Below are 23,555 nucleotides of genomic sequence, written 5' to 3'. Positions count from 1 at the left end.
CATAAAAAAGCCGAAATCCCATAAGGGACTTCGGCTTTTGTGCGCTTGTTATTTAATGCTGCTCAGTTCTTTCTTGGTTTGTAGTGGATCAGCAAGCTGTTCAAATACAGGCTCTCTATGTAGTTCTTCTTCGATCGCAACAATTTGTTCCACGATTTGTTCCACGATACGTCCGTCATCGCTAGGGATAACAATGGACTCATCCATAGCAGTGACTTCCACAATTTGAAATTTACTAATTTCTGCAAAAAGTTGCTGAGCCAGCTCCAGTATATCATCCGACTCTTCGGCGATACGACGAATCGAAGCGTCCTGTTGAATGCTGGTGGAGTTTACTTCTTCTACGCCTGCTGCTGTCTCCTGCGCAATAGCGGCAACGAACTGGACGGAATCGACCAGGTTATCGTTTTTGGATTGGGCTTGTTCGATTTTCTGATGGATCTGCACGATCTGCTCACGGATGACTAGCGTCGATTGCTCAATTCTGCTGAAGGAGCCAAAGGTTTCCTCCACATGGCTGCTTTGCGTTAACGCAGATTCCCGCGCATCGACAAGCGAAAGCTGCAGCTCTTGGATCTGCCCCTGCAGCGTCCCAATGATGCCACTGATCGTCTTCGACGATCCGTTCGTTTGCAGGGACAGCTCGCGCACTTCGTCCGCGATCACGGAGAAGCCGCGGCCATGCGCGCCGGCCCTGGCCGCTTCGATCGCGGCATTCAACGCTAGGACATTCGTCTGCGTTGAAATATCCATAATCGAGCGCACGATGGCGCCGATCTGTTTCGAGCTGGCGCTTAGCGTCTGCATCGCCGCATCCACCTTCTGCAGCAGGAGCTGCGACTGTGCAGTTGATGCTTGCAGCGCCTGCACGGATGCGGTGCCCTGCTGTGCATCTACCGCAGCTTCGTCGCTGCTGCGTTTCATTTCATGGGTATACGCGCTGATGTCGCGTATCTCATCTTCCAGCTCGGCAATAAGCAGCGAGCTGCTCTCGGTTTTTATCGCTTGCTCATCCGCGCCAGTAGAAATCTCATGAATCGCTTTGAGAATATCCGTATTTGCAGAAGCTGTCATCTGGGAGAAGCGATGAAATTCATGCGAATGGGCAGATAAGGAAGAAGCGATGCCTTTCGTTGCTCCTAACATGAGCCTAACCTGCTTAATCATCTGATCAAAGCTATTACTTAATTGTCCTAACTCATCTTTGGCTGAGGAATTAATGGTGTGAGTTAAATCACCGGATGCAATGCGAGCGACTGCTTTTTGCAAAGCCGAGATCGGACGTGTGAACGACGTGATAATGAGAAATGCAATCAGCATCGTCAGGAAAAAGACAACGCCCGAAGCTGCTAACATAATCGTGCGGCTATCATTAAGTGCCTTGGACGAGCTAGCAATTGCCTGTGCTGCGCCGTCCGCATAAGTGATATAAAACTTATCGACTAACCCGAAGATATTATCTTTCAGCTCTTGGGATTCATTGTATAGATACAACAGGTTAATATCGAGATCGGTTGGTTTCATCGTGGTATCCTGAACCATTTTAGCTGCAGTATCGAAATTGTTTATGTAATCTACGGAGGCTTGAATTAACTGACTTCGCCACTTCTGCTGATCAGCGGTGCTGGCGGTGTCGCCAATTCTTTGAATAGCATCATTGTAAGGCTTTCGTTTACTATTGTACTTCTCAATAAATTCCGGTTTCTTCGATATTTCAAGTCCAGAAGCAATGATGTTCATCTCTTGAACCAAATTCTTAAGCTCCAATGCCATGACTTTAAGATCAACTTTATCATTCTGCTCGATCATATGCTGCTTAATTTGCGTCACCTGATGAAGATTGAATAGGGCAATAGCTAAGAAAATGAGCAATACGCCGCTGAAGCTTGTGATTAATTTTGCCCGCATGGAGAAGTTGGCTAACATCAATCGAACCATATGTATACCTCCTATAAATAGACAAGCTTAGACATTATACGTCTAACTACTTATTAATATAGGGGGCTTCTATTAACTAAAGCGTCGAAATATGTAAACGATTTGTAAATTAAAAGTTTTACATTACGTTTACGTTTCGCGGGTTTGTAATTTACATTCGCTTGTTACCATATGGAAGTAAGGTCGTTCAACACACAGGAAGATGGGGATCGAGCTTAACCAAATCCAGCACATACATTCAAAGGAGGACATGTTAACTATGTTTAACTTCATGTCGAAAAAAGGTATTACATTTACACTATCCGCGGTATTAATGATGGGGACTTTGGTTGGTTGCGGCGCAAAAACAGAGAATAACAATGCAGCGGCAACAACAGCACCAACAACAGCAGCATCTGCTTCAGCAAAACCGAGCGAAACACCAAAAACAGAATTGAGCGGTACCGTAACAGCTTCTGGTTCCAGCGCACTTCTTCCATTGGTTAAACAAGCAGCAACAGAGTTCATGGAAAAGAATCCTAAAGTAACAATTAACGTTACGGCTGGTGGTTCAGGTACAGGAATTAAAAACGTAGCTGACGGTACTTCCGACATCGGTAACTCCGACGTTGAGCCAGCTGCAGAATATAAAGATAAAGGTCTTGTTGATCACCAAGTTGCAATCGCGCCTTTCGCATTCATCGTTAACAAAGATGTGAAAGTAGACAGCGTAACGAAAGCACAAGCTGCTGACATTTACATGGGTAAAATCACGAACTGGAAAGAAGTTGGCGGCAATGACGCGAAAATCGTTCTTGTTCACCGTCCAGATAGCTCAGGTTCCCGTACACTAGTTAAACAAATTATTTTAGATAACAAAGATTTCACAAAAGACGGTATTACACAAGAGAACAGCGGTGCTATGAAAACTGCGGTTGTTGGTCAATCCGGTTCCATTGGTTACGTGGATACACCTTACATCGATGACACTGTAAAAGCGTTGAAACTTGATGGCGTAGCTTTCACAGAAGATAACATCAAAAACGGCACTTACAAATTGTTCGGTGTTGAGCATATGTACACAAAAGGTGAAGCTACAGGCGCTACTAAAGCATTCATCGACTACATCTCCAGCAAAGAATTCCAAGCTAAACAAGTTCGTGAGTTGAAGTTCTTACCAGCTGATTTGTTGAAAAAATAAGGATTAGACGAAGAGCGACTGCATAATGATGCAGCGCTCTTTTTGTGTTTAGGGAGTTGGCTCCCTGCGCCGCGGGCGATGTTAGTTCGGCTAGGGGCGATGGAGCACCGCGTTAGCCGTTGGGACAGCGAGATACACGCGAAAAATTCGAGTAACTGCTCGCCAAGAGCTGCTAGAGCCCCGAGATACACGAAAAATTCGAGTAACTGCTCCCCCCAGCACTGCTATCCCTCCTCCAGCACCCAATAGTCCGAAATTACCGAATTAATCGCACCGTACGCATCATCAATTCCTATTTAGTCACAATCTGCCCAACTAAATCGCCCGACACATCCTCCATCAACAGAAAATGGCTAAATAGTTCGGCGGATCCTGACTATTGGTCCTTTTTTAGCAGGAACCCTCGGTTTAATTAGGCTAAATCGGACTAAAGTAAACTCAAAACTTTTACATTCCCTTAACAATTCATTTACGATCCAATGACATTCATATTCTATGATAATAGTAAGTCCTGTGTATTGTAGAGAAAGGGGAATCACGAAGTGAATTCCATAGTAGATCAACTAACCAGCGCCAAAGCGGATGAAAAGAATCGTCCAGTTATCACCAAATGGACCCAAAGACAGCATAGACAAGATAAGTTAATGAGATGGTTGTTTGTAGGTAGTGCTGCTTTAGTGTCTGCCATCATTTTCTCTATTATTATTTTCGTAGGGATGCAAGGCATCAAGACCTTCCAAGGTGTAAGTCCGATAGAGTTTTTCTTCTCAACAGATTGGACGCCTGGCTCAAATAAATTTGGAGCATTTCCATTCCTGTACAGCACATTGTTAATGACATTAGTAGCGGTGGTCATATCCGTTCCGCTGGCCTTATCTGGTGCTTTGTTCATGGCCAAAATCGCGCCAAAATGGATGCGTGAGATCATGCGACCAGCAACTGATTTATTCGTGGGCATTCCGTCAGTTGTTTACGGTTTGATCGGGATGACGGTCATTGTACCTGCCTTAGGTAAAATAACAGGTGGCATCGGTTACGGAATTTTACCCGCGGCAATCATCCTAGCGATTATGATCCTACCTACTATTCTGTCCATTTCGGAAGATGCAATTCGTTCACTTCCCGGTCGTTTGGAAGAAGCTTCACTTGCATTGGGAGCAACGCGGTGGCAAACGATGTGGCGTGTACTCTTGCCAGCTGCGAGACCTGGTATTCTTACAGCAATCATCTTGGGGATGGGCCGTGCAATTGGTGAAACCATGGCGGTATTCATGGTCATCGGTAACTCTCCTCAGATGCCCAAATCGCTTCTCGACTCAACAACCGTGTTAACAACAGCAATCGTCAAAGATATGGGGAATACCAATTACGGTTCAACTTGGAACAATGCGCTTTATCTGATGGCTCTGCTGCTCCTTGTCATCTCCTTATCCCTCATTCTCATCATTCGAATTGTAGCTAAGAGGAGTGAACTCAAATGACAAGTAAAACAACAGACCGCATAGCAACCGTCTATTTCTGGACATCAGGCATTGTCATTATCGGTATTCTGGCATGGTTCCTGATTCGCATATTAGGCGATGGCATCCCGCACTTATCCTGGCATTTTATCTTCGGTAAGCCAGAAGAAATTAAAGCGGGCGGGGGAGTAGGACCGCAGTTGTTCAACTCGTTTTATGTGTTGTTCCTTTCACTCGTAATCTCGATTCCGATCGGTTTATTTTCAGGTATATACCTAGCCATCTACGCACAAAAGAATTGGTTCACGGATCTTGTCCGAATCTCCGTTGAGGCCCTTTCTTCCGTTCCTTCTATCGTGTTTGGTCTTTTCGGATTCCTATTATTCGCAAATTTACTAGGGCTTAAATTTTCAATATTGGGCGGCGCGGCCACGGTCGCACTTCTGAATTTACCCGTTATGGTACGGGTTACGGAGGAAGCGATTCGAACAGTGCCGGATTCCTACTGGGAAGCAAGTTTGGCCCTCGGCTCAACCAAATGGCAGGCGATTCGCAAGGTGCTGATCCCAGCCGCTCTACCTAGCTTGATAACGGGTATTACACTTATCGCAGGGCGTGCACTTGGTGAGTCAGCAATCCTAATTTATACAGCAGGTTTGTCCGTTTCTAGATTCTTTCCAGATTTCAATCCACTCAAAATGGGAGAAACGCTCTCCGTTCATCTTTGGTACATTGGCGCAGAATCACTCGTTCCTGATGCCAAGCAAATCGCTAGTGGCAGTGCGGCACTCCTACTAATCGTTGTACTGATCTTCAATCTGCTGGTTTCAATACCAAGTCGAATCTTACAAAAAAGACTTTCCGGGGGGAAATAATACATGGCTATCGCGACGAAGTATAAGATTAGAGCAGAGAAACTAAATTTATTTTATGGCGAAAATCAAGCTCTTCATAATATCGATCTGAATATCGAAACAGGATCTATTTCAGCACTGATTGGCCCTTCGGGCTGTGGAAAATCAACGTTCCTGCGCACCTTGAACCGAATGAATGACCTTATTGATAGCGTGCGAATCACAGGCAACGTAGCTGTGGACGGCCATAATATTTATGGTGCCGAATCCGATGTCGTTTCACTGCGCAAGCGTGTAGGCATGGTATTTCAACGTCCAAATCCGTTCCCAATGAGCATTTACGATAATATTGCCTATGGTCCGCGGATTCATGGCACGAAGAAAAAAGCAGTTCTGGACGAAATTGTAGAACGCAGTCTCGTACAAGCGGCTCTTTGGGACGAAGTTAAGGATCGCTTAAACAAGTCCGCGATGGGATTATCCGGTGGGCAACAGCAACGTCTATGTATTGCGCGTCTACTGGCAGTAGAACCTGATGTGCTGCTCATGGATGAGCCGACGTCAGCATTGGATCCCATTTCAACGTTGAAGGTAGAAGAACTTACACAAACGTTAAAAGAGAAGTATACGATCATCATCGTGACACACAACATGCAGCAAGCAGCGAGAATCTCAGATATGACCTCCTTCTTCCTTAACGGTTATTTAGTTGAGACAGACCAAACCGATAAGATCTTTACGAATCCGAATGACCAACGTACTGAAGATTACATTACAGGGCGATTCGGATAAATCACATAGAGGGAGCGATAGACATGGATGCAAGACCGGGATTTCATCAGTCGTTAGCGTTACTGCAAAAAGAACTAACACAAATGGGAGAAAGTGTAGAGGAATTAATTTTTAAATCAGTGGAATCCTTGGCCAATTTAGATGAGAAAGCTGCTACACAAGTCATTCAGAAGGATGATCTCATCGATGATTATTTAACAACCATTGATGAGCTGTGTTTGCGATTAATAGCTTTACAGCAACCCATGGCGAGTGATCTTCGCATCATTGGGACGGCACTGAAAATTGCAACGGATTTGGAACGTATTGCGGACCATGCTGTTGATATTGCCAAGATTACGATTCGTTTCGCGGGCGAAGAGTTAGTAAAGCCGCTTGAAGTCATTCCGCAAATGGCCGAAATTGCCATCGAAATGCTGCATGAGAGCCTTCTCTCCTATACGGAACGCGATGTACATAGAGCAGCATCGCTGGCTGAGAAGGATGACCGAGTTGATAAGCTATATAGCACGGTCATGCAGGAGCTAATGGGCATGATGGGAACGGATTATCATCGGAATCGTCAATTAACCCATTTGTTATTTGTTGCCCACTTTTTAGAGCGTGTGGCAGATCACACGACGAATATCGGTGAAGGCGTCATCTATATGGTTACTGGAAAACGTAAGGATCTGAACGTATAAGCAAGCAAACAAAAGGACCGTCCCCACTAAGTAGTTTCATCTACTGGGAGGCGGTCCTTTTGTTATTTGGATTGAAGCGGAAAGCGAATTAAGAAAGTTGTGCCTTTCACGCTGGAGCTCACTTCAATCGTTGCACGATGCCTTGCTGCAATGCTGTAGCATATGGCTAAGCCAAGACCGGTTCCTTCATCTTTGGTCGTGAAGAAGGGGCGACCTAGCTTCTCTAAATGTTCGCTTTTGATTCCACTGCCCTGATCGGCAATTAAGAGAACGACATGTTCAGTCTCCTGATAGGTTTCGATATTTAACGTTCCACCGATCGTCATGGCTTCGAGCCCATTCATACACATGTTCAAAATAAGCTGTCGCATCTCTTTGTCGTCAAGTTGTATCTCCGGACAATAACCGAATTGCCCATTCACATGTTTTCCAGACATAACCGCTTCTGCCTGAATCAGAGGCAGCAAACTTTCAATGATCCGATTGATATTCTCAGGACGCTGATAGGATTGCTTATTTTTAGCAAGGGAAAGGTATTCTGTGATGATTTCATTGGCGCGATCTAATTCTTCTAACATGATGGGAATGTATTCTTTTTGCATATGCCGATCGTTCTCTTGAAAGAGTTGAAGGAAGCCTCGGATAGTCGTCATCGGATTCCGTATCTCATGCGCGATACCAGCGGCCATTTCCCCGACGAGATTTAACTGCGCTAAGCGTGCCATTTCAGTTTCAAAACGGAGACTTTCAGTAATATCAACGGCGACATGGAGCAAACAATTTTCGTCTTCGATATCGATAATCTCTGTGGATAACAAGGCTGTACGAATATCACCCGACTTTGTGACGTAACGGACTTTCTCATTTCGGACGATGTCGCCATAGTTCGCTGCATTGTCGAGCTCATCACGCATGAGATTCAAGGATGTGCCAATAACCTCGTCGCCGTAGCCTGTGTGCTGCTTCCAGCTCTCATTTACTTCCAGATAGGTAAGATCAGGCAGGCGTCGGATGGCCATTAAAGAAGGGGAGAGGATGAACATTTTTTTGAAATGTTCTTGGGAGTTCATAAGCTTTTCATGAGCATCCACCAGTTCGGAGGTACGTTCTTCAACCCAATTCTCGAGAAGTAAGTTTTGTTCGATTAATTTCTCTTCGGCTTCCGCCAGCTTGCGATTCGTTTCTTCTAAATCCAACGTGCGTTTATGTAAAAGCTCGCTCTGAGCTTTTAGCTTCTGATGGTTCAGATGCATATTGACGAAGCCATCAACCTTCATGCGCAGCATTTTTGGATGAACAGGTTTAAATAAATAATCTATCGATCCCACATGGTAGCCTCTCAAGACATGCTCAATCGAGGTACTCAAGGCAGTTAAGAATATGATCGGGATATCTTGACAAGCTTTCCGTTGTTTAATTAATTCTACCGTTTCAAACCCGCTAAGACCTGGCATCTGCACATCCATCAAAATAACCGCAATATGATCGGCAGGTTCTTTCAATAAATAGCGAAGTGCTTCCTCCCCTGATTGTAAAGAAATAACGTCATAGGAAGAAGAGGCAAGAATACTATTCAACGCCAGCAAGTTTTCATAGCGATCATCTACCGCCAAGATTTTCACTTGTTGTTCCATCGCTTGTCCTTTCTGCACGAGATCTGCGATACGCACCTAAATCTATACCACACTTTTTCGAGGAAAAAGTGAAATTCCCTCTTTTTTCATCAAAGTCTTTACATACATTTTACATAAGGTTAATCAAGCCTATCATTTGGTTTGGTAGAATGGTCATACAGGATGAACTAGATGAGGGATGATGGACATGAATGCTCAGGCAGATGTTGCAGTACAGTTCCAAAAGCTGATGGATGATCAACGTATATCTTCCGTTTATCAGCCGATTGTATCGCTAAGGGATGGTCAAGTGATGGGATATGAGGCCTTAACACGTGGCCCCGTCGATTCTCCGTTCCATTCCCCATTAGGGTTGTTTCAATATGCGGAACAACAAGGCGAACTGTATCGGTTGGAACAGCTGGCACGCGAGAAGGCTATACAAGGCTCCATCTTGGAGCATAAAGAGCAGCTGCTATTTATCAATATTTCATCACACGTATTAGAAGACCCAGGATTCATACCCGGAAAAACGTTAGATATCTTACAGAAATACGGACTTAGTCCAAGTAATGTGGTATTCGAAATTACAGAAAGAAGCTCTATCGAAGACTTTTCGCTTGCCAAAAAAATTCTTGCTCATTACCGGACACAAGGCTATCGTATTGCGATTGATGACGCGGGAGCAGGGTATTCTTCCCTTCAAGCGATTGCTGAGCTGCAGCCGGATTTTATAAAAATTGATCGCTCATTAATTGAAGATATACATAAGAATAAAGTGAAAGCGTATATTCTCGAAACCTTCGTTACTTTTGCCCAGAAAATGAACATCGCGTTGATCGCTGAGGGGATTGAACAAATAGAGGAACTGGCGAAGTTAACACAAATGGGTGTGCATTACGCACAAGGATACCTGCTCGGCAAACCCGCCATCTCACCAGCTCGGCTGCAAGATACGCATAGAATGATCATATGGCAGTATCGCAATGTACAAGGAGGCAATATGACGTGGCATATCGGTGGGTTGAAAACGCCTGTTGGCGTGTTCCATACGCAGACAATGATTTCCGAGATTGCAGATTACTTTAAGAAGAGTCAAGAAGCCGTCGGTGTTGTCATCGTGGATGACGAAAGACCAGTGGGATTGATGATGAGGGATCGCTTGTTTCAGCATTTGGCCGGGCAATACGCCTATTCCTTGTACTGGAACCGGACCATTGATAGTGTGATGGATGCGACGCCGTTGATCGTTGACGAGCAGGTAGCTGTGGAGCAAGTATCCCTTCTAGCCACATCCCGTGCTATTCACCATTTATACGATTTAGTCATTATTACGAGTAATGGGAAAATGGCTGGCGCTGCGTCGATACGAACGATTCTGGAAAGTATTACGAATGTCAGAATGGAATCCGCTCGTGTGGCTAATCCGCTGACCGGTCTTCCAGGGAATTTGCAAATAAATCGGGAATTGAGCAAACGAATTAATGAGAAAGAGCCTTTCCATGTCATTTATGCGGATTTGGATTATTTCAAGTGGTTCAATGATCGATTTGGTTTTCAAAAAGGAGACCAGCTCATTCAGTACACAGCGGATGTGATGCAGCAATCGGTCGCATTTTATGGAACACCGTACGATTTTGTGGGGCATGTTGGAGGAGACGATTTTATCGCGATCTCTACGACCGTGTCACCGAAGCTGCTCTGTCAGGAAATCATTAATCGTTTTGAATCGGGTGTAAGTCATTTTTACGAGGGAGAAGAATGGGAGCATGTGGTGGATCGGAGTGGTGTACAAGTGAAGAGCGAGGGGGTCACGTTATCGTTGTCATTAGTTATGTGCAATAGTGAATCCCCCATTGCGCTTGAGCACATTTCGCAAACAGCCGCTCAGTTAAAGAAGCAAGCAAAGGCGCATCAAGGCAGTATCTATTATTTTCAAGCCTTGGGTAGTACATAGGCAAGCAACAATATTACATAGTTGATCAGAAGGTATAAATCAATTGTTTGAATGAACGAACGATGATGACTTTCTGTTTCCCGATTCGCCTCTCCGAGATTTTCTTAATATTGGCCGGGTGAATCCACACCGCGTCCATTCCCGTTGAAGCCGCGCCGACCACATCGTTACGCCATGAATTTCCAACCATGACACTTTGACCAGCAGCCGTGCTCATCGATTTCAGGGCTTGCTCAAAAATCGCAGGATGCGGCTTTCGCGGACCATCATTCTCGGTCGTAAATAAACGATCCTGATCAAACCAGGAGGTTAGCTTCATCTTCTCTAGGTTGCGTTGCAATCGATTGCGATTGCCGTTGCTTATGATAGCCAACTTATATTGACGAGACAGCGCTTCTAGTGTATCTTCAACCCCCGGGAAAAGCGCGACGAAATGATCTTCTTTTTCTTCAATTTGATGAAAAAAGGTACGTGTAAACGCGGTGCTTACTTGCATTGGAAATGGATGGAGCGCCTTAATTAAACAAATATGCCGCAGCTCGTCGGGCGAGATAGGGCTTCGGATAGGTGATTTACGATGTCGGCTCCACTCGGCTTTATAGCTATTCAGAGCCTCTTGTGAGGTCAGTTTCGTATCCTCCGTGTCCCACCTTGCTGTGAAATCCTGCATGACTTCAAGAAAAGCGGAATCGAAGCATTGCCTGCGATCTAGAATCGTATTATTCATATCAAAGAAAATAACCTTTTTACGTGTAGGTGAGAAAAAAGGACTCATACGGAGAACCTCCTTCTGAAGACCGGACCATCTTAACGTATAAATCGTTGCAAGCAATCGTTAATTTGGGTTCCTTACATGTTTATGTAGGGAACCGTTTTTTTATTTTAATTTCGTATGCTATGATGAAGGAAGTATGTCTAAAATTGGGGTGGAACTTATGGATAAGCTAATTATTATTGATGGCAACTCAATTGCGTTTCGTGCCTTCTATGCATTGCCGCTGCTCAGTAATTCGAGTGGTTTACATACCAATGCGGTGTATGGCTTCACGACCATGCTGCTAAAATTGATTGAAGAGGAAAAGCCAACCCATTTTCTTGTTGCTTTTGACGCAGGAAAAATTACGTTTCGACATAAAGAATATACCGAGTATAAAGGCGGGCGGGCGAAAACGCCGACAGAGCTCTCGGAACAATTTCCATTAATTAAAGAATTGTTGAAGGCTTTTAAAATTCCGCAATTCGAGCTGTCCGGCTATGAAGCGGATGATATCATCGGTACGTTGACGAAGGCCGCGGATGCGAAAGGGGAGAAAGTTCTACTCGTATCTGGGGATAAGGATATGCTACAACTGGCTTCTGAGCAAGTTACGGTTGCAATTACCCGCAAGGGGATTAGTGAAATGGATCGCTTCGATCCTGAGGCAATTAAAGAGAAATACGGGCTTACGCCCCATCAAATCATTGATTTGAAGGGTCTGATGGGCGATACGTCCGATAATATTCCAGGTATTCCTGGTGTAGGTGAGAAGACGGCGCTCAAAATGCTGCATGACTTTGGCACGGTCGAAGAAGTGTTAGCGAACACAGCAAGTCTGAAAGGCAAGATGAAAGAGAAAGTCGAGGAGCATGCCAAGAGTGCCCTCATGAGTAAGGAGTTAGCCACGATTTATCGTGAGGTTCCCATGGAGACCGCTTGGGATTCGTTCCGCTATGATGGCTTCGATGGACAAGCGTTATCTAGCATGTTTCGCAAGCTGGAGTTCAAGTCACTGCTGGAGAAGATGGATTTTGGCACTGCCAGCGTAGAAGCCGAAGATCTCGTCGTCGAGAGTCTGGAAGCCGTCGCGGTTACGGAAGCCAATATCGAGACACTGATCGCTCAGTTGGACGACCATGCAGCTATCCATGTGGAAGCGGTGGGGGAGAATCCACACCAAGCTGTCATGGTTGGGGTTGTGTGGTTTATGGATGACGGAAGCGGGAATACCTCCTACTTCGTACCGTTTGCTCTGTTGCAAAGCGATGCGGGCAAGCCGCTGCGCGATTGGCTGAGCGATGCGTCGAAGAAGAAGCAACTCTTCGACCTGCATCGTGCGCAGCTGGCGCTGGCTTGGCAGGGCATCCACCTCGCAGGGGTGGATTTCGACGTGCTGCTGGCCGCCTATCTCCTCGATCCGACGGAGTCGAATCTCAGTATGAGCGGCCTGTCTGTGAAATATGGTCTGCCTAACGTGAAGGCAGACGAAGATGTATTCGGCAAAGGCGCGAAGTTTCGCCTGCCGGAAATGGCTGCGCTTAGCGACCACTTGGGCCGCAAAGCGATGGCGATGGCGCGCATGGTACCCGTGTTGCGCGATGAATTAGAGAAGAGTGGTATGCACCACCTCTTCTACGAGCTTGAACTGCCCCTCTCCGGCGTTCTCGCGGAGATGGAGATGCGCGGCATCGCGGTGGATGCCGAAGGGCTTAAATCGCTCGGCGTGGAGCTTGGTAAACAGCTGGACACGATCATGTCCAGCATTTACAAGCTTGCCGGCGTCGAGTTCAACATCAACTCACCGAAGCAGCTCGGTGAGATTCTGTTCGAGAAGCTGGGGCTGCCAGCTTCGAAGAAGACCAAGACCGGCTATTCGACGGATGCCGAGGTGCTCGAGCGCCTTGCGCCCTACAACGAAGTGGTAGGGCAGATTCTCCACTACCGCTCGCTTGCGAAGCTGCAGTCGACGTACGTCGAGGGGCTGCTCAAAGAGGTGCGGCCAGAGACCGGTAAGGTGCACACCTATTACCGGCAGACCATTGCCGCGACGGGACGTCTCAGCAGCCAATTCCCGAACCTCCAGAACATTCCGATTCGTCTGGAGGAGGGCCGGAAGATCCGCAAGGTTTTCGTTCCATCCGAACCAGGATGGTACATTCTCGCTGCGGATTACTCCCAGATCGAGCTGCGCGTGCTAGCGCACATCTCGCAGGATGAGAAGCTGAAGGAAGCGTTCCTTCAGAATATGGACATTCACACGAAGACGGCGATGGACGTCTTCGGCGTAGAAGAAAGCGCCGTCGACAGCAATATGCGTCGACAAGCGAAAGCCGTTAACTTCGGTATCGTTTACGGTATTAGCGACTACGGTTTGTCTCAGAATTTAGACATTACCCGCCGGGAAGCTGCGCAATTCATTGAACAGTATTTCGCCGTATTCCAAGGGGTTCGCCGATATATGGATGACATCGTCAAGGATGCTCGCAGAGATGGGTATGTAACGACACTGCTGCAGCGCCGCCGAATGTTGCCCGAAATTACGCATTCCAACTTTAATATCCGTTCTTTCGCTGAACGTACCGCTATGAATACGCCTATTCAAGGAACTGCCGCTGATATCATCAAGCTAGCCATGGTTCAAATGGCAGATCGATTGGTTAAAGAAGGACTGAAAAGCCGTATGCTGCTTCAAGTACACGATGAGCTTGTCTTTGAAGTGCCGGCAGACGAGCTCGAAATGATGAAGTCGTTGGTTCCTGAAGTCATGGCAGCAGCACTGAAACTGGACGTTCCTTTACGTGCTGACGTTGATTACGGTCTCACTTGGTATGATGCGAAGTAACACGGAGCATGCAGGATGTGCTGCGTACGGATTTAACAACTAGAAGGAGGTGAACACCTTGCCAGAGCTACCCGAGGTCGAAACCGTCAAACGAACTTTAAATGAGTTAATCACAGGCAAAACGATCGCTAATGTTGTGGTGAGGCTGCCTCGTATTATCCAAAAGCCGGACGATATTCAGCAGTTTGAAACCTTGTTGCAAGGTCAAACGGTTGAAACGATTGAGCGAAGAGGCAAGTTTCTACGCTTCGTGCTCACGGACTACGTGATGGTCTCCCATCTGCGCATGGAAGGCCGCTATGGTTTGTATGCCGGCGATGATCCGCTAGAGTTGCATACGCATGTGTTGTTTCGTTTTACAGATGAAAGTGAGCTGCGGTACAAAGATGTGCGCCAATTCGGCACGATGCATCTATTCCCTAAGGGGGAAGAGCTTGCACAGCCTCCGCTCGTTAAACTCGGTCTTGAGCCGCTCGATGAGGCGTTCACGTACGAAGCGTTTCGCGGTGCCATTGCCCATCGAGCTACGAAGATCAAGCCGCTCCTGCTCAATCAAGCATATATTGTGGGCATCGGGAATATTTATGTAGACGAGTCCCTCTTCTTAGCGGGCATTCATCCCGAAAGGGAAGCTTCCTCGCTGAGTAAGAAGGAGCTAGCGTTGTTGCATGAGTCGATCATTCGAACCCTTCAAGATTCGGTTGATGTGGGCGGATCATCCATTAAATCGTATGTGAATGGACAAGGAGAAATCGGCCTTTTCCAGCACCAATTGAACATTTATGGACGACAATTACAGCCCTGCAAAACGTGTGGTAATGAAATTGTCAAAACAGTTGTAGGCGGCAGAGGGACACACATTTGTCTCACGTGTCAGCCACTTAAGCCCAAGCGGTCCCGAAAGAAGTCGGAGAAATAGGAACGAGAAGCGTACCCTCCCCATATGATATGGAGTACTTAGCCTAGGTAATAGCCCATGAGGCCTGTTAGTTAGGTAAAACGCTTAGGAGGGTTTGTATGCTTCCTGTCATTTCTCTGCTCATTTTGGCTTTTGCAGTTTCATTGGACGGTTTCGGTGTTGGTGTCATGTATGGGTTACGCAAAATCCGAATACCGCTGGTTTCAATTGGAATTATATCGCTATGGTCTGGTATTATTATATATACATCGATGCAGATCGGCGTTTTGATGTCGTCCTTTATGTCCCCAGGGGTTGCCAAACGTATTGGGGCTTTCATCCTTATCGGTATTGGTGTGTGGGCTCTTATTCAGATGAGACAAGGGCAAAAAAACCAAACGCAACAGGAGCAGCCTGCCAATACGCCAGATCAAGCGGTGGTCAGCAGTATGCCCTACAGCGAGATTCGCAACTCTGGTTACGTGGAGCCAGTGACGTTTGATACGCTGCAGCGCACCAAAGAAATTCTGAGTATTGAGCTAAAACGGTTTGGCCTTGTGATTCAAATATTGCGGACGCCTTCCATAGCGGATGTTGATAAGTCAGGGAATATCTCAGCTTCTGAGGCTACATTACTCGGCTTAGCGCTCTCATTGGATGCTTTCGGAGCGGGCATTGGTGCTGCTCTAATCGGGTTCGTGCCGTTATTAACGGCTTCTGTTATTTCGATTTCAAGCGGATCCTTGCTTGCAGTTGGCTTGCGGATTGGTTTCCGATATGCCGAGATGAATTGGATGAAAAAGCTGTCGATCCTTCCTGGATGTGTACTTATTATCATGGGACTTTTGAAAATGCTATAGTTCACTATCAATGAACTTTTAGGAGAGAAGCGATATGAATATCGGCTTAACAGGAGGTATTGCCTGTGGAAAAAGCACGGTTAGCCGTATGCTCGTTAGCCGTGGTGCCCTTTTAATCGATGCCGATCAGATTGCTCGTGATGTTGTCGAGCCTGGCAGTCCTGTTCTTGAACAGGTTGCTGCTGCTTTTGGACAAGCTGTGATTGGGCACGATGGATCATTGCAGCGTAAGATGCTCGGTGAAATCATTTTTGGATCCCCTGAAGCTCGGCAACAGCTTGAGGGATTGCTTCATCCTCCTATTCGTGCAAGGATGCGCGAGCAGATGACAACGTATGAACGGGACTATCCCACCAAGCTGGTTGTGGTCGATGTTCCTTTACTCATAGAATCGAATTTGGTGTCCATGTTTGAGGAGATCATGGTTGTTTATATTCCGCGTCACTTGCAGTTGGAACGACTGATGCAGCGAGATGGCTTGTCAGCAGAGACTGCTCAGCTTCGTCTTGATGCACAGATGTCGATTGAAGAGAAGCGTAAGCTTGCAGATATTGTGATTGATAATAGTGGGACTTGGGAAGAAACCAACATGAGGGTAGAGCGGTTTTGGGCAGGGAAGGGATTAGCATGACGTTCTTTCGAAAAAAGCGAATGTTTGCTATTCTGCTAATTGCTTTTGTCATGATCCTCTTCATGAATAGCGCAATTATAGGCAGAAAGCTATACCCCATCTACTTTGAGCAGGAGATTAAGCAAAGCGCGGCGAAACACAATATAGACCCTTTTCTAATTGCAGCCATTATTCGAGTTGAAACGAATTATAAATATCATTTAGAATCAAGTAAAGGGGCATTAGGCCTTATGCAGCTTATGCCTGATACCGCTGAATGGATTGTTGAATCGACGAATTTAGGGCCTCATACGCAAGAAGATTTGCTTCGTGTAGATATGAATATTTTTCTAGGATCTTGGTATCTGAATTGGCTGATCAAGCATTATAATGGGAACTTAATCTACGCTATCGCGGCGTATAATGCAGGACAAGGTAATGTGAATAAATGGAAGAATAATCAAGTGTGGGACGGAACCGAGTCGAATATCAGTGATATTCCTTTTGGTGAAACACGTCATTATGTGCAGCGTGTGCTGTATTATTATGAGAAGTATACGAAACTGTACACGGAGCAATGGAACGGCAACGGAGCTGCATAGCGGACTTGGCAAAAACAAAGAAGCATTGGACTAGCTCCCGGGGGAGCGAGGAGTCCAATACTTCCTGTTTGGCAGAGTCAAAAGCGTGCGCAATTCAAGATTACTTGAATTGACCTGCTAGAGATTGTTCTGCGATTTGTACCAGGCGACGAGTGATGCTACCACCAATAGAGCCAGTGTCACGAGAAGTCATGTTGCCATAGTAGCCATCTTGTGGGATAGCGATACCTAGCTCCTGAGCTACCTCATACTTCAACTGATCCAAGGCTGCGTTAGCTTGTGGAACGACTAAAGTATTGCTGCTTCTGTTTGAACTCATGTCTGTTCACCTCCTTGTCGGTTGGTAAATCTATTGTGTGCAGAACTCCAAACTTCAAGACATGTAACATCTGGTAAAGATATTTCCAAGAGAGAAAGGAGAGGAAAGCGAATGAAATGCCCGTTCTGTGACCATTCTGGTACGAAAGTGCTTGATTCGAGGTCTGCCAATGAGAACAAATCCATACGTCGTCGCCGTGAATGCGAGAAATGCGCTAGAAGATTCACGACTTTCGAAATGGTTGAAGAAACACCTTTAATTGTGATTAAAAAAGATGGAAGTCGGGAAGAATTTAGTCGTGAGAAAATTTTACGTGGCTTAATTCGTGCTTGTGAAAAAAGACCGGTTTCCATGGAGCGGCTAGAGATGCTCGTCTCTGAAGTCGAAATGCAGCTTCGCACGACAGCTCACGCCGAAGTCGATAGCCTTGGCATTGGTGAAATTGTGATGGAGCAATTGTACCCCGTCGATGAAGTGGCCTACATTCGCTTCGCCTCTGTCTATAGGCAATTCAAGGACATCAATATGTTCTTGAAGGAGTTAACGCAAATATTGGGAAAGCATGATGTTGGTCTGCTTAGGGACAAATAAGTAGCACCTGCTGCACAAATGACACAAAGCCGCATCACCTCGTGAAACGTTATGAGGGGGTGCGGCTTTTCTATGTTCACCATTTGATAAGGATGGGGTTGACTAATGCGTATTAACCGTTGTTGTCACAACTAAATTGTTCGTTGTTGAGGTGGAGGTAGAAGTTGAAGTGGAAGTAGAGGTGGAGGAGGCAGTGAACGATAAGGTTTCTAAATTCACCGATACCCCAATGGTGAGCCCAGTATTAATGACTAAACTAGCTGTCGTTAAAGTCGTTAAGTAGCTTAACTGAAGAACACCATTTACAAAAACATTGTAGTATCCATTACTGCCAGGAACCGTCAGACTGTTGCTAGGCAAGTTAGCTCCTGTGTCGTCCCTGAAGCTAGATGAAAGAATCGTAGTTACGCCTCCAAGAATATTTCCTAATACCACATTAGCCGTAAATCGTTTGACAAGCGGGGTAAGCGTCGTAGTTGTCGTAGTTGATGTTGTCGTTGAAGTTGATGTTGTAATTGTTCCTGAGACTACACTAGTCGCTGTTAAATGGAGTGTAATCAAGTGTTCGCTCATGGTTGTCCTCCTTTCAGCATGGGTAGATGCAACTCTAGTACTTGCTATATCATATGTTCAAAAATACTAGTTTGATTGGGAAATTCAGAGGGTGACACGAATTGATTTGTTTTTTTTCGAAATGTGACAAAAAATAAAAAAAAGACAGCGCATGGTGCGCTGTCTTTGGCTGCTTCATAGAGGGAAAGTCAATAATGATGCGCCCTCATGAGCTTTTGAAAAAAAAAAATTCTATTGACATCAACCGACTGTATTTTTGTTAGTGATAAGGCATAATTCGGTTATTGAATGCGTTTGTCCAGTTCACTTCGAAGAAAGTGAATGAACCGAATGGCTTCATCCGACGTTAATAAATTGCTGCCAAACGAGAATGAGAACATGTCCAAAATATCATGATCAGGAAGATGCAAGCTGTCAATCAATTGCATGACGTCTAGACTCATATTACCGTCAATCACCGTTTTATTCATGGTACAGATTCCTCCTTTGTCGTACTGTCATCATCGGATGGAGGCGGTAGCTGGCTGACATTTTGGACAATCACAATGGCCAATTTAGTCCCTCTAGCTTTGCGTCACCACTTTTCAGTGGTTTTGCCTTTATCATACCGATAACGTCTTTATATCAAAACTATATCACAGGTTAGGTTTATCGTGCTATTAATTACATTAATATTAATTCGAAGGATGGTTGAAGCATATGTCCGTCAATAGCCCAAAATCCAGCAAAAAAATTCAAGAATTGGATATTGTTGAGGTAGCGAAGGCGCTAGGCATTGATCAAGCTCGTTTACTTGCATATGTGTATAATCGACAAGAAGCTAGTCACGATCATATCCGTGTCGTGCCCGTTTCTTCTTCGGAACCATCTTAGCTAAAAGAAAGCACCGCAACAAAAGAGTTGCAGTGCTTGGATGAATGCTTACACCATGATTTTGCAAATATCATTCGTAAATTCAACTGGATCTTGCAAAGGCAAACCTTCGATAAGAAGGGCTTGATTATACAAGAGCGCCGTGTAAAGGTTTAGTTTCTCTTTATCTTTCTCAAAAGCATCCTTCAAGGAAGCGAACACGTCATGGTTGACGTTGATTTCTAATACTTTCTCTGCCTTAACATTTGGGTTATTCGGCATCGCGTTCAAGATCTTTTCCATTTCGATGGTGACATCGCCGTCTGTGGATAAGCATACTGGATGCTTTCTCAAGCGCTTGGAAGCTTTTACACTCGATACTTTACCAGCCAATAAGCCATTCATGTAGTCGAATAGATCTTGATTTTCTTTTTTATCAGACTCAGAATCGTTAGCGTTATCCTCTACATCAATACCAAGATCCCCGCTTGAAACCGATCTGAATTCCTTCTCTTTGTAAGTCATAATCATTTTGATTGCGAACTCATCAATATCATCAGTGAAGTATAGAATCTCGTAACCTTTATCAGTGACAAGCTCCGTTTGCGGAAGCTTATCAATTCTTTCCATCGACTCACCCGAAGCATAGTAAATGTACTTCTGGTCTTCTGGCATTCTGGATACATACTCGTCCAATGTGACAAGTTGTTTCTCCTTGGAGGAGGAGAACATCAATAGATCCTGCAATAGCTCTTTATGCGTACCGTAGTCGCTGTAAACGCCGAATTTAAGCTGTCTGCCGAAGGATTTGTAGAATTGCTCGTATTTCTCTCTCTCGTCCTTTAGAAGGCTTTGCAGCTGCCCTTTGATTTTGCTAGAGATATTTTTCGCAATTAATTTGAGCTGACGATCGTGCTGCAGCATCTCGCGGGAGATGTTGAGCGATAGGCTCTCGGAATCCACCATGCCTTTGACGAAGGAGAAATAGTCAGGCAGCAGGTCCGCACATTTATTCATAATGAGAACGCCGTTTGCGTAAAGCTCCAAGCCTTTCTCATATTCTTTGGAATAGTAGTCATAAGGCATGTTTTCAGGGATGAAAAGGATGGCTTGGTAGACTACCGCGCCGTCTGCACTCACATGAATATGCTTCAGCGGTTTGTCGAAGCCGTAATGTTTCTCGTGATAGAACTTCTCGTAGTCCTCAGGAGTAAGCTCGCTTTTGTTCTTTCTCCAGATCGGCACCATGCTGTTCACGTGCTGCTCTTCTTGGAAGTCTTCGTATTCGGTCTCGCTGCCTTCTTGGAGACGTCTGCTTGTGATGTCCATTTTGATCGGGTAACGAATGAAATCGGAGTACTTCTTGATAATCGCTTTCAGGCGATATTCGTCCAAGTATTCGTCGTAGCTGTCATCTTCGGTATTTGCTTTGATCGAGAGGACAATCTCCGTCCCAACGGAATCTTTGTTGGCAGGGGCAATCGTGTACCCATCTGCACCGTCGGATTCCCATTTATATGCGGTGTCGCTGCCAAGGGCTTTACTTGTTACCGCGATGTGGTCAGCAACCATGAATGCGGAGTAGAAGCCTACCCCGAATTGACCGATGATGTTGTGGCCATCTTTGGCTTCGTTCTCTTTTTTGAAAGCAAGAGATCCGCTTTTCGCGATAATCCCCAAGTTGTTTTCAAGATCTTCTTTCGTCATCCCGATCCCTGTATCGCGAATCGTTAAGATGCGATTGTCTTTGTCGGCTGTAATTTTGATGAAGTAGCTATCTTTGTCAAAAACGAGCGAGTCGTCTGTAAGTGCTTTGTAGTAAATTTTGTCAATCGCATCGCTGGAGTTGGAGATAAGCTCTCTTAGAAAGATTTCACGTTGTGTGTAAATCGAATTAATCATCATTTCCAATAGACGCTTGGATTCGGCTTGAAACTGTTTCTTTTCCACGGATAGATCTCCTTTCGATATGTAACAGGGTTTATAAAATTAGCACTCGCACGCTGTGAGTGCTATACACTAACTTTATAACATCCCTGAAATTTAATGTCAATTGGAAAGGCTAGAAAATCGTGCTAATGACCATGGATACTTCTGAAATTATCGCAGCTTCTGAAACATCTACAATAGCTGGAGCACCAGCAGCTTCCCCCAACTCTTTCAATTAGCTTCAGTCTCGGTAACATCTCCAACTCGTTACATCACCCGCTAGCGCACGGGTCATTTCGAAAAACCTGCGAAAATACATCTTTTAATAGGTTTTTGAGTGAAATAGAAGAAATTGCTGCGAATATGCAGTTTTTTGGTTCAAATTCATGGAGATTAAGAGATATTACGAGAAATTGATGTATTTTCGCAGTAATTTGACTTTACAAGGGTAAAATAAAGAAAATGCCTGCACATTCGCATCTTTTTACCGTGTAGCTTGTACTGTTGTTTCACATTCCTACCGCCGCGAGCACCTATGTTAGAAGAAGACGACTATTTTAAATTCCTACAACTATTTCAAAGCTTCAACTCTCGCAACTCCTCACATCACAAAGCAGCTACCCCAGCACGTTCAACTAGCTACACTCGCGCAACTCCTTCGCCCCCTGTAACTCCACACATCACTCAAGCAGCTGCCCAGCGCGTTCAACTAGCTACACTCCTGCAACTCCTTCGACTCTGTAACTCCACACATCACTCAAGCAGCTGCCCCAGCACTTTTAACTAGCTACACTCGCGCAACGCCTTCGACCTTGTAACTCCACACATCACTCAAGCAGCTACCCTGGCACGTTCAACTAGCTACACTCGCGCAACGCCTTCGACCCCTGTAACTCCATACATCACTCAAGCAGTTACCCCAGCACGTTCAACTAGCTACACTCGCGCAAGGCCTTCGACCCTGTAACTCCACACATCACTCAAGCAGCTCCCCCCAGCACGTTCAACTAGCTACACTCGCGCAACGCCTTCGACTCTGTAACTCCACACATCACTCAAGCAGCTGCCCCAGCACTTTTAACTAGCTACACTCGCGCAAGGCCTTCGACCCTGTAACTCCACACATCACTCAAGCAACTCCCCCGACTCTTTAAACTAGCTTCAGTCTCGGTAACATCTCCAATTCGTTACATCACCCGCTAGCGCACGGATCTTTTCGAAAAACCTGCGAAAATACATCTTTTAATAGGTTTTTGAGTGAATAAGAGGAAATTGCTGCGAATATGCAGTTTTTTGGTTCAAATTCATCCAGATCAGGAGATATAACGAGAAATTGATGTATTTTCGCAGTAATTTGACTTTACAAGGGTAAAATAAAGAAAATGCCTGCACATTCGCATCTTTTTATCCTAGCGGCCGCTTGATATGCTCCATCCCGTCTAATGCCTAATTCCTCACAGCCGATGCAGATTGTCTTGCATGAGCTCGTAACGCACAACATGTCTGCCTCCAGCACCAGCGAGCGGTGTAAGCCAACCCTGGGTGCAGAGCGACTGCAGGCATTGCACAGCTGTGCGATGGTTGATGTTTAAATGAGCTTCTACATCTTTCGGTCGCAGAGGCTGCGCGAGTGTATAGGCGAGCTTCACAATTTCCCTCTCCATCACCGTGCCCAGACTGACAGGTGAGGGGATCGCCTGGTAACGACTAATGAACAAGCGAAGCAGTGTGATACATACTTCGGGACGAGAGACAACATCATCATACGAAAATGAGATCACCTGATATCCCATCGCAGCTAGAAAGGTTTCCCGGTTCAGCTCATTGCAGTATTTTTGCCTGTCCATATCTCGCACATGAGGGCCATATCCCTTAATCTCGATGATCAATTTCACAAATTTCGTCAGCCAGGCAAAATCGCAGAAATACGAGCGTCCCCGCCAATCCAACACTTCGAATTCGGGGTGCAGCTCGTCGAAATGGCCTCGGAGCTCCCACCAGACGGCCTGACAGAATCGTCTTTCCGCCTCCTGATGCCCGCGCTCCAAGCGGCCCCTGCGTTCTCCAGTTCTCTGTTCCAAATGGCTTTCAATCCATCTAGCATGCACATGCTCGAAACTCATAGGTAAGTTCCCTCCTTTACAACGAAAAAACGCCCCCATGCCATTAAGAAAATGGACAGGGACGTTCTTCGTCTTCTACTAATAAGTATAATGGAATTCCCCCGATTTCACGAGGGAACATT

The 23,555-nt window shown here is 45.6% G+C and carries 21 protein-coding genes and 1 riboswitch; of the genes, 13 read left to right on the top strand and 8 right to left on the bottom strand.

Annotation, left to right across the window (positions count from 1 at the left end; all coding sequences use genetic code 11):
* Nucleotides 1-48: 48 nt before the first annotated feature.
* Nucleotides 49-1,938, bottom strand: a complete 1,890-nt coding sequence (locus AC58QT_RS18575; protein ID WP_497410307.1) for a methyl-accepting chemotaxis protein — start codon at nucleotides 1,936-1,938, stop codon at nucleotides 49-51.
* 259 nt (nucleotides 1,939-2,197) lie between these two features.
* On the opposite strand from AC58QT_RS18575, the gene AC58QT_RS18570 reads away from it, so the two are divergent.
* The 5 genes from AC58QT_RS18570 (at nucleotide 2,198) to phoU (ending at nucleotide 6,907) form a co-directional block, all read left to right on the top strand.
* Entirely contained in the window at nucleotides 2,198-3,118 is a 921-nt protein-coding gene (locus AC58QT_RS18570) for a phosphate ABC transporter substrate-binding protein (RefSeq protein ID WP_497410306.1), read from the top strand.
* Between the two features lie 542 nt (nucleotides 3,119-3,660).
* Nucleotides 3,661-4,599, top strand: coding sequence for a phosphate ABC transporter permease subunit PstC (pstC, locus tag AC58QT_RS18565; protein WP_497410305.1), 939 nt, complete (start codon nucleotides 3,661-3,663; stop codon nucleotides 4,597-4,599).
* A complete protein-coding gene (pstA, locus tag AC58QT_RS18560; RefSeq protein ID WP_310500776.1) occupies nucleotides 4,596-5,453 on the top strand; it encodes a phosphate ABC transporter permease PstA in 858 nt (285 codons plus the stop codon). Before pstC ends, pstA begins: the two co-directional genes overlap by 4 nt.
* A 3-nt stretch (nucleotides 5,454-5,456) precedes the next feature.
* On the top strand, nucleotides 5,457-6,224 hold the full coding sequence (pstB, locus tag AC58QT_RS18555) for a phosphate ABC transporter ATP-binding protein PstB (RefSeq protein ID WP_310500777.1): 768 nt from the start codon (nucleotides 5,457-5,459) through the stop codon (nucleotides 6,222-6,224).
* Between the two features lie 23 nt (nucleotides 6,225-6,247).
* Nucleotides 6,248-6,907, top strand: coding sequence for a phosphate signaling complex protein PhoU (gene phoU / locus AC58QT_RS18550; RefSeq protein ID WP_497410304.1), 660 nt, complete (start codon nucleotides 6,248-6,250; stop codon nucleotides 6,905-6,907).
* A gap of 62 nt (nucleotides 6,908-6,969) precedes the next feature.
* Here the strand turns inward: phoU and AC58QT_RS18545 are convergent, their stop codons facing one another.
* Nucleotides 6,970-8,577: a response regulator gene (locus tag AC58QT_RS18545; protein WP_497410303.1), complete on the bottom strand. Its 1,608-nt coding sequence runs from the start codon at nucleotides 8,575-8,577 to the stop codon at nucleotides 6,970-6,972.
* Nucleotides 8,578-8,728: 151 nt separating this feature from the next.
* Between AC58QT_RS18545 and AC58QT_RS18540 the strand changes: the two genes are divergently transcribed.
* Nucleotides 8,729-10,477, top strand: coding sequence for a GGDEF domain-containing protein (locus tag AC58QT_RS18540; RefSeq protein WP_497410302.1), 1,749 nt, complete (start codon nucleotides 8,729-8,731; stop codon nucleotides 10,475-10,477).
* 25 nt (nucleotides 10,478-10,502) lie between these two features.
* On the opposite strand, the gene AC58QT_RS18535 is transcribed toward AC58QT_RS18540, so the two are convergent.
* Nucleotides 10,503-11,252 (bottom strand): HAD family hydrolase, encoded by a 750-nt coding sequence (locus tag AC58QT_RS18535; protein ID WP_497410301.1) that lies wholly within the window; start codon nucleotides 11,250-11,252, stop codon nucleotides 10,503-10,505.
* A gap of 160 nt (nucleotides 11,253-11,412) precedes the next feature.
* Here AC58QT_RS18535 and polA point away from each other — a divergent pair, with 160 nt between their 5' ends.
* From polA to AC58QT_RS18510, 5 genes are all read left to right on the top strand, one after another.
* Nucleotides 11,413-14,076: a DNA polymerase I gene (gene polA, locus AC58QT_RS18530; RefSeq protein ID WP_497410300.1), complete on the top strand. Its 2,664-nt coding sequence runs from the start codon at nucleotides 11,413-11,415 to the stop codon at nucleotides 14,074-14,076.
* 58 nt (nucleotides 14,077-14,134) lie between these two features.
* On the top strand, nucleotides 14,135-14,995 hold the full coding sequence (mutM, locus tag AC58QT_RS18525) for a DNA-formamidopyrimidine glycosylase (protein WP_497410299.1): 861 nt from the start codon (nucleotides 14,135-14,137) through the stop codon (nucleotides 14,993-14,995).
* 98 nt (nucleotides 14,996-15,093) lie between these two features.
* Complete coding sequence (locus AC58QT_RS18520) at nucleotides 15,094-15,834, top strand: MntP/YtaF family protein (protein ID WP_497410298.1); 741 nt, start codon at nucleotides 15,094-15,096, stop codon at nucleotides 15,832-15,834.
* A 34-nt stretch (nucleotides 15,835-15,868) separates the two neighbouring features.
* A complete protein-coding gene (gene coaE / locus AC58QT_RS18515) occupies nucleotides 15,869-16,465 on the top strand; it encodes a dephospho-CoA kinase (RefSeq protein ID WP_497410297.1) in 597 nt (198 codons plus the stop codon).
* Entirely contained in the window at nucleotides 16,462-17,046 is a 585-nt protein-coding gene (locus AC58QT_RS18510) for a lytic transglycosylase domain-containing protein (protein ID WP_310500786.1), read from the top strand. The genes coaE and AC58QT_RS18510 overlap by 4 nt, the downstream gene beginning before the upstream one ends.
* Nucleotides 17,047-17,146: 100 nt before the next feature.
* Here AC58QT_RS18510 and AC58QT_RS18505 read toward each other — a convergent pair whose 3' ends face one another.
* The gene (locus AC58QT_RS18505) at nucleotides 17,147-17,365 is read right to left on the bottom strand and encodes an alpha/beta-type small acid-soluble spore protein (protein WP_057310565.1); all 219 of its coding nucleotides are present in this window, start codon (nucleotides 17,363-17,365) and stop codon (nucleotides 17,147-17,149) included.
* A gap of 111 nt (nucleotides 17,366-17,476) precedes the next feature.
* Between AC58QT_RS18505 and nrdR the strand changes: the two genes are divergently transcribed.
* Complete coding sequence (gene nrdR, locus AC58QT_RS18500; protein ID WP_056616650.1) at nucleotides 17,477-17,956, top strand: transcriptional regulator NrdR; 480 nt, start codon at nucleotides 17,477-17,479, stop codon at nucleotides 17,954-17,956.
* A gap of 102 nt (nucleotides 17,957-18,058) precedes the next feature.
* On the opposite strand, the gene AC58QT_RS18495 is transcribed toward nrdR, so the two are convergent.
* A complete protein-coding gene (locus tag AC58QT_RS18495; RefSeq protein WP_497410296.1) occupies nucleotides 18,059-18,529 on the bottom strand; it encodes a DUF4183 domain-containing protein in 471 nt (156 codons plus the stop codon).
* A gap of 281 nt (nucleotides 18,530-18,810) precedes the next feature.
* Nucleotides 18,811-18,999, bottom strand: coding sequence for a hypothetical protein (locus AC58QT_RS18490; protein ID WP_310500788.1), 189 nt, complete (start codon nucleotides 18,997-18,999; stop codon nucleotides 18,811-18,813).
* Between the two features lie 42 nt (nucleotides 19,000-19,041).
* Nucleotides 19,042-19,137, bottom strand: a riboswitch (cyclic di-GMP riboswitch).
* A gap of 91 nt (nucleotides 19,138-19,228) precedes the next feature.
* Here AC58QT_RS18490 and AC58QT_RS18485 point away from each other — a divergent pair.
* Nucleotides 19,229-19,402 (top strand): hypothetical protein, encoded by a 174-nt coding sequence (locus tag AC58QT_RS18485; protein WP_310500789.1) that lies wholly within the window; start codon nucleotides 19,229-19,231, stop codon nucleotides 19,400-19,402.
* 48 nt (nucleotides 19,403-19,450) lie between these two features.
* Here AC58QT_RS18485 and htpG read toward each other — a convergent pair whose 3' ends face one another.
* Together htpG and AC58QT_RS18475 are read right to left on the bottom strand one after the other, a co-directional pair.
* Nucleotides 19,451-21,331, bottom strand: a complete 1,881-nt coding sequence (htpG, locus tag AC58QT_RS18480; protein WP_497410295.1) for a molecular chaperone HtpG — start codon at nucleotides 21,329-21,331, stop codon at nucleotides 19,451-19,453.
* A gap of 1,433 nt (nucleotides 21,332-22,764) precedes the next feature.
* Nucleotides 22,765-23,433: a DUF559 domain-containing protein gene (locus AC58QT_RS18475; RefSeq protein WP_497410294.1), complete on the bottom strand. Its 669-nt coding sequence runs from the start codon at nucleotides 23,431-23,433 to the stop codon at nucleotides 22,765-22,767.
* Nucleotides 23,434-23,555: the final 122 nt, after the last annotated feature.

The organism is Paenibacillus sp. J31R109 (assembly GCF_059692055.1).
The sequence above is the reverse complement of the archived record's forward strand: the minus strand, read 5'-3'. Positions and strand labels throughout refer to the sequence as shown.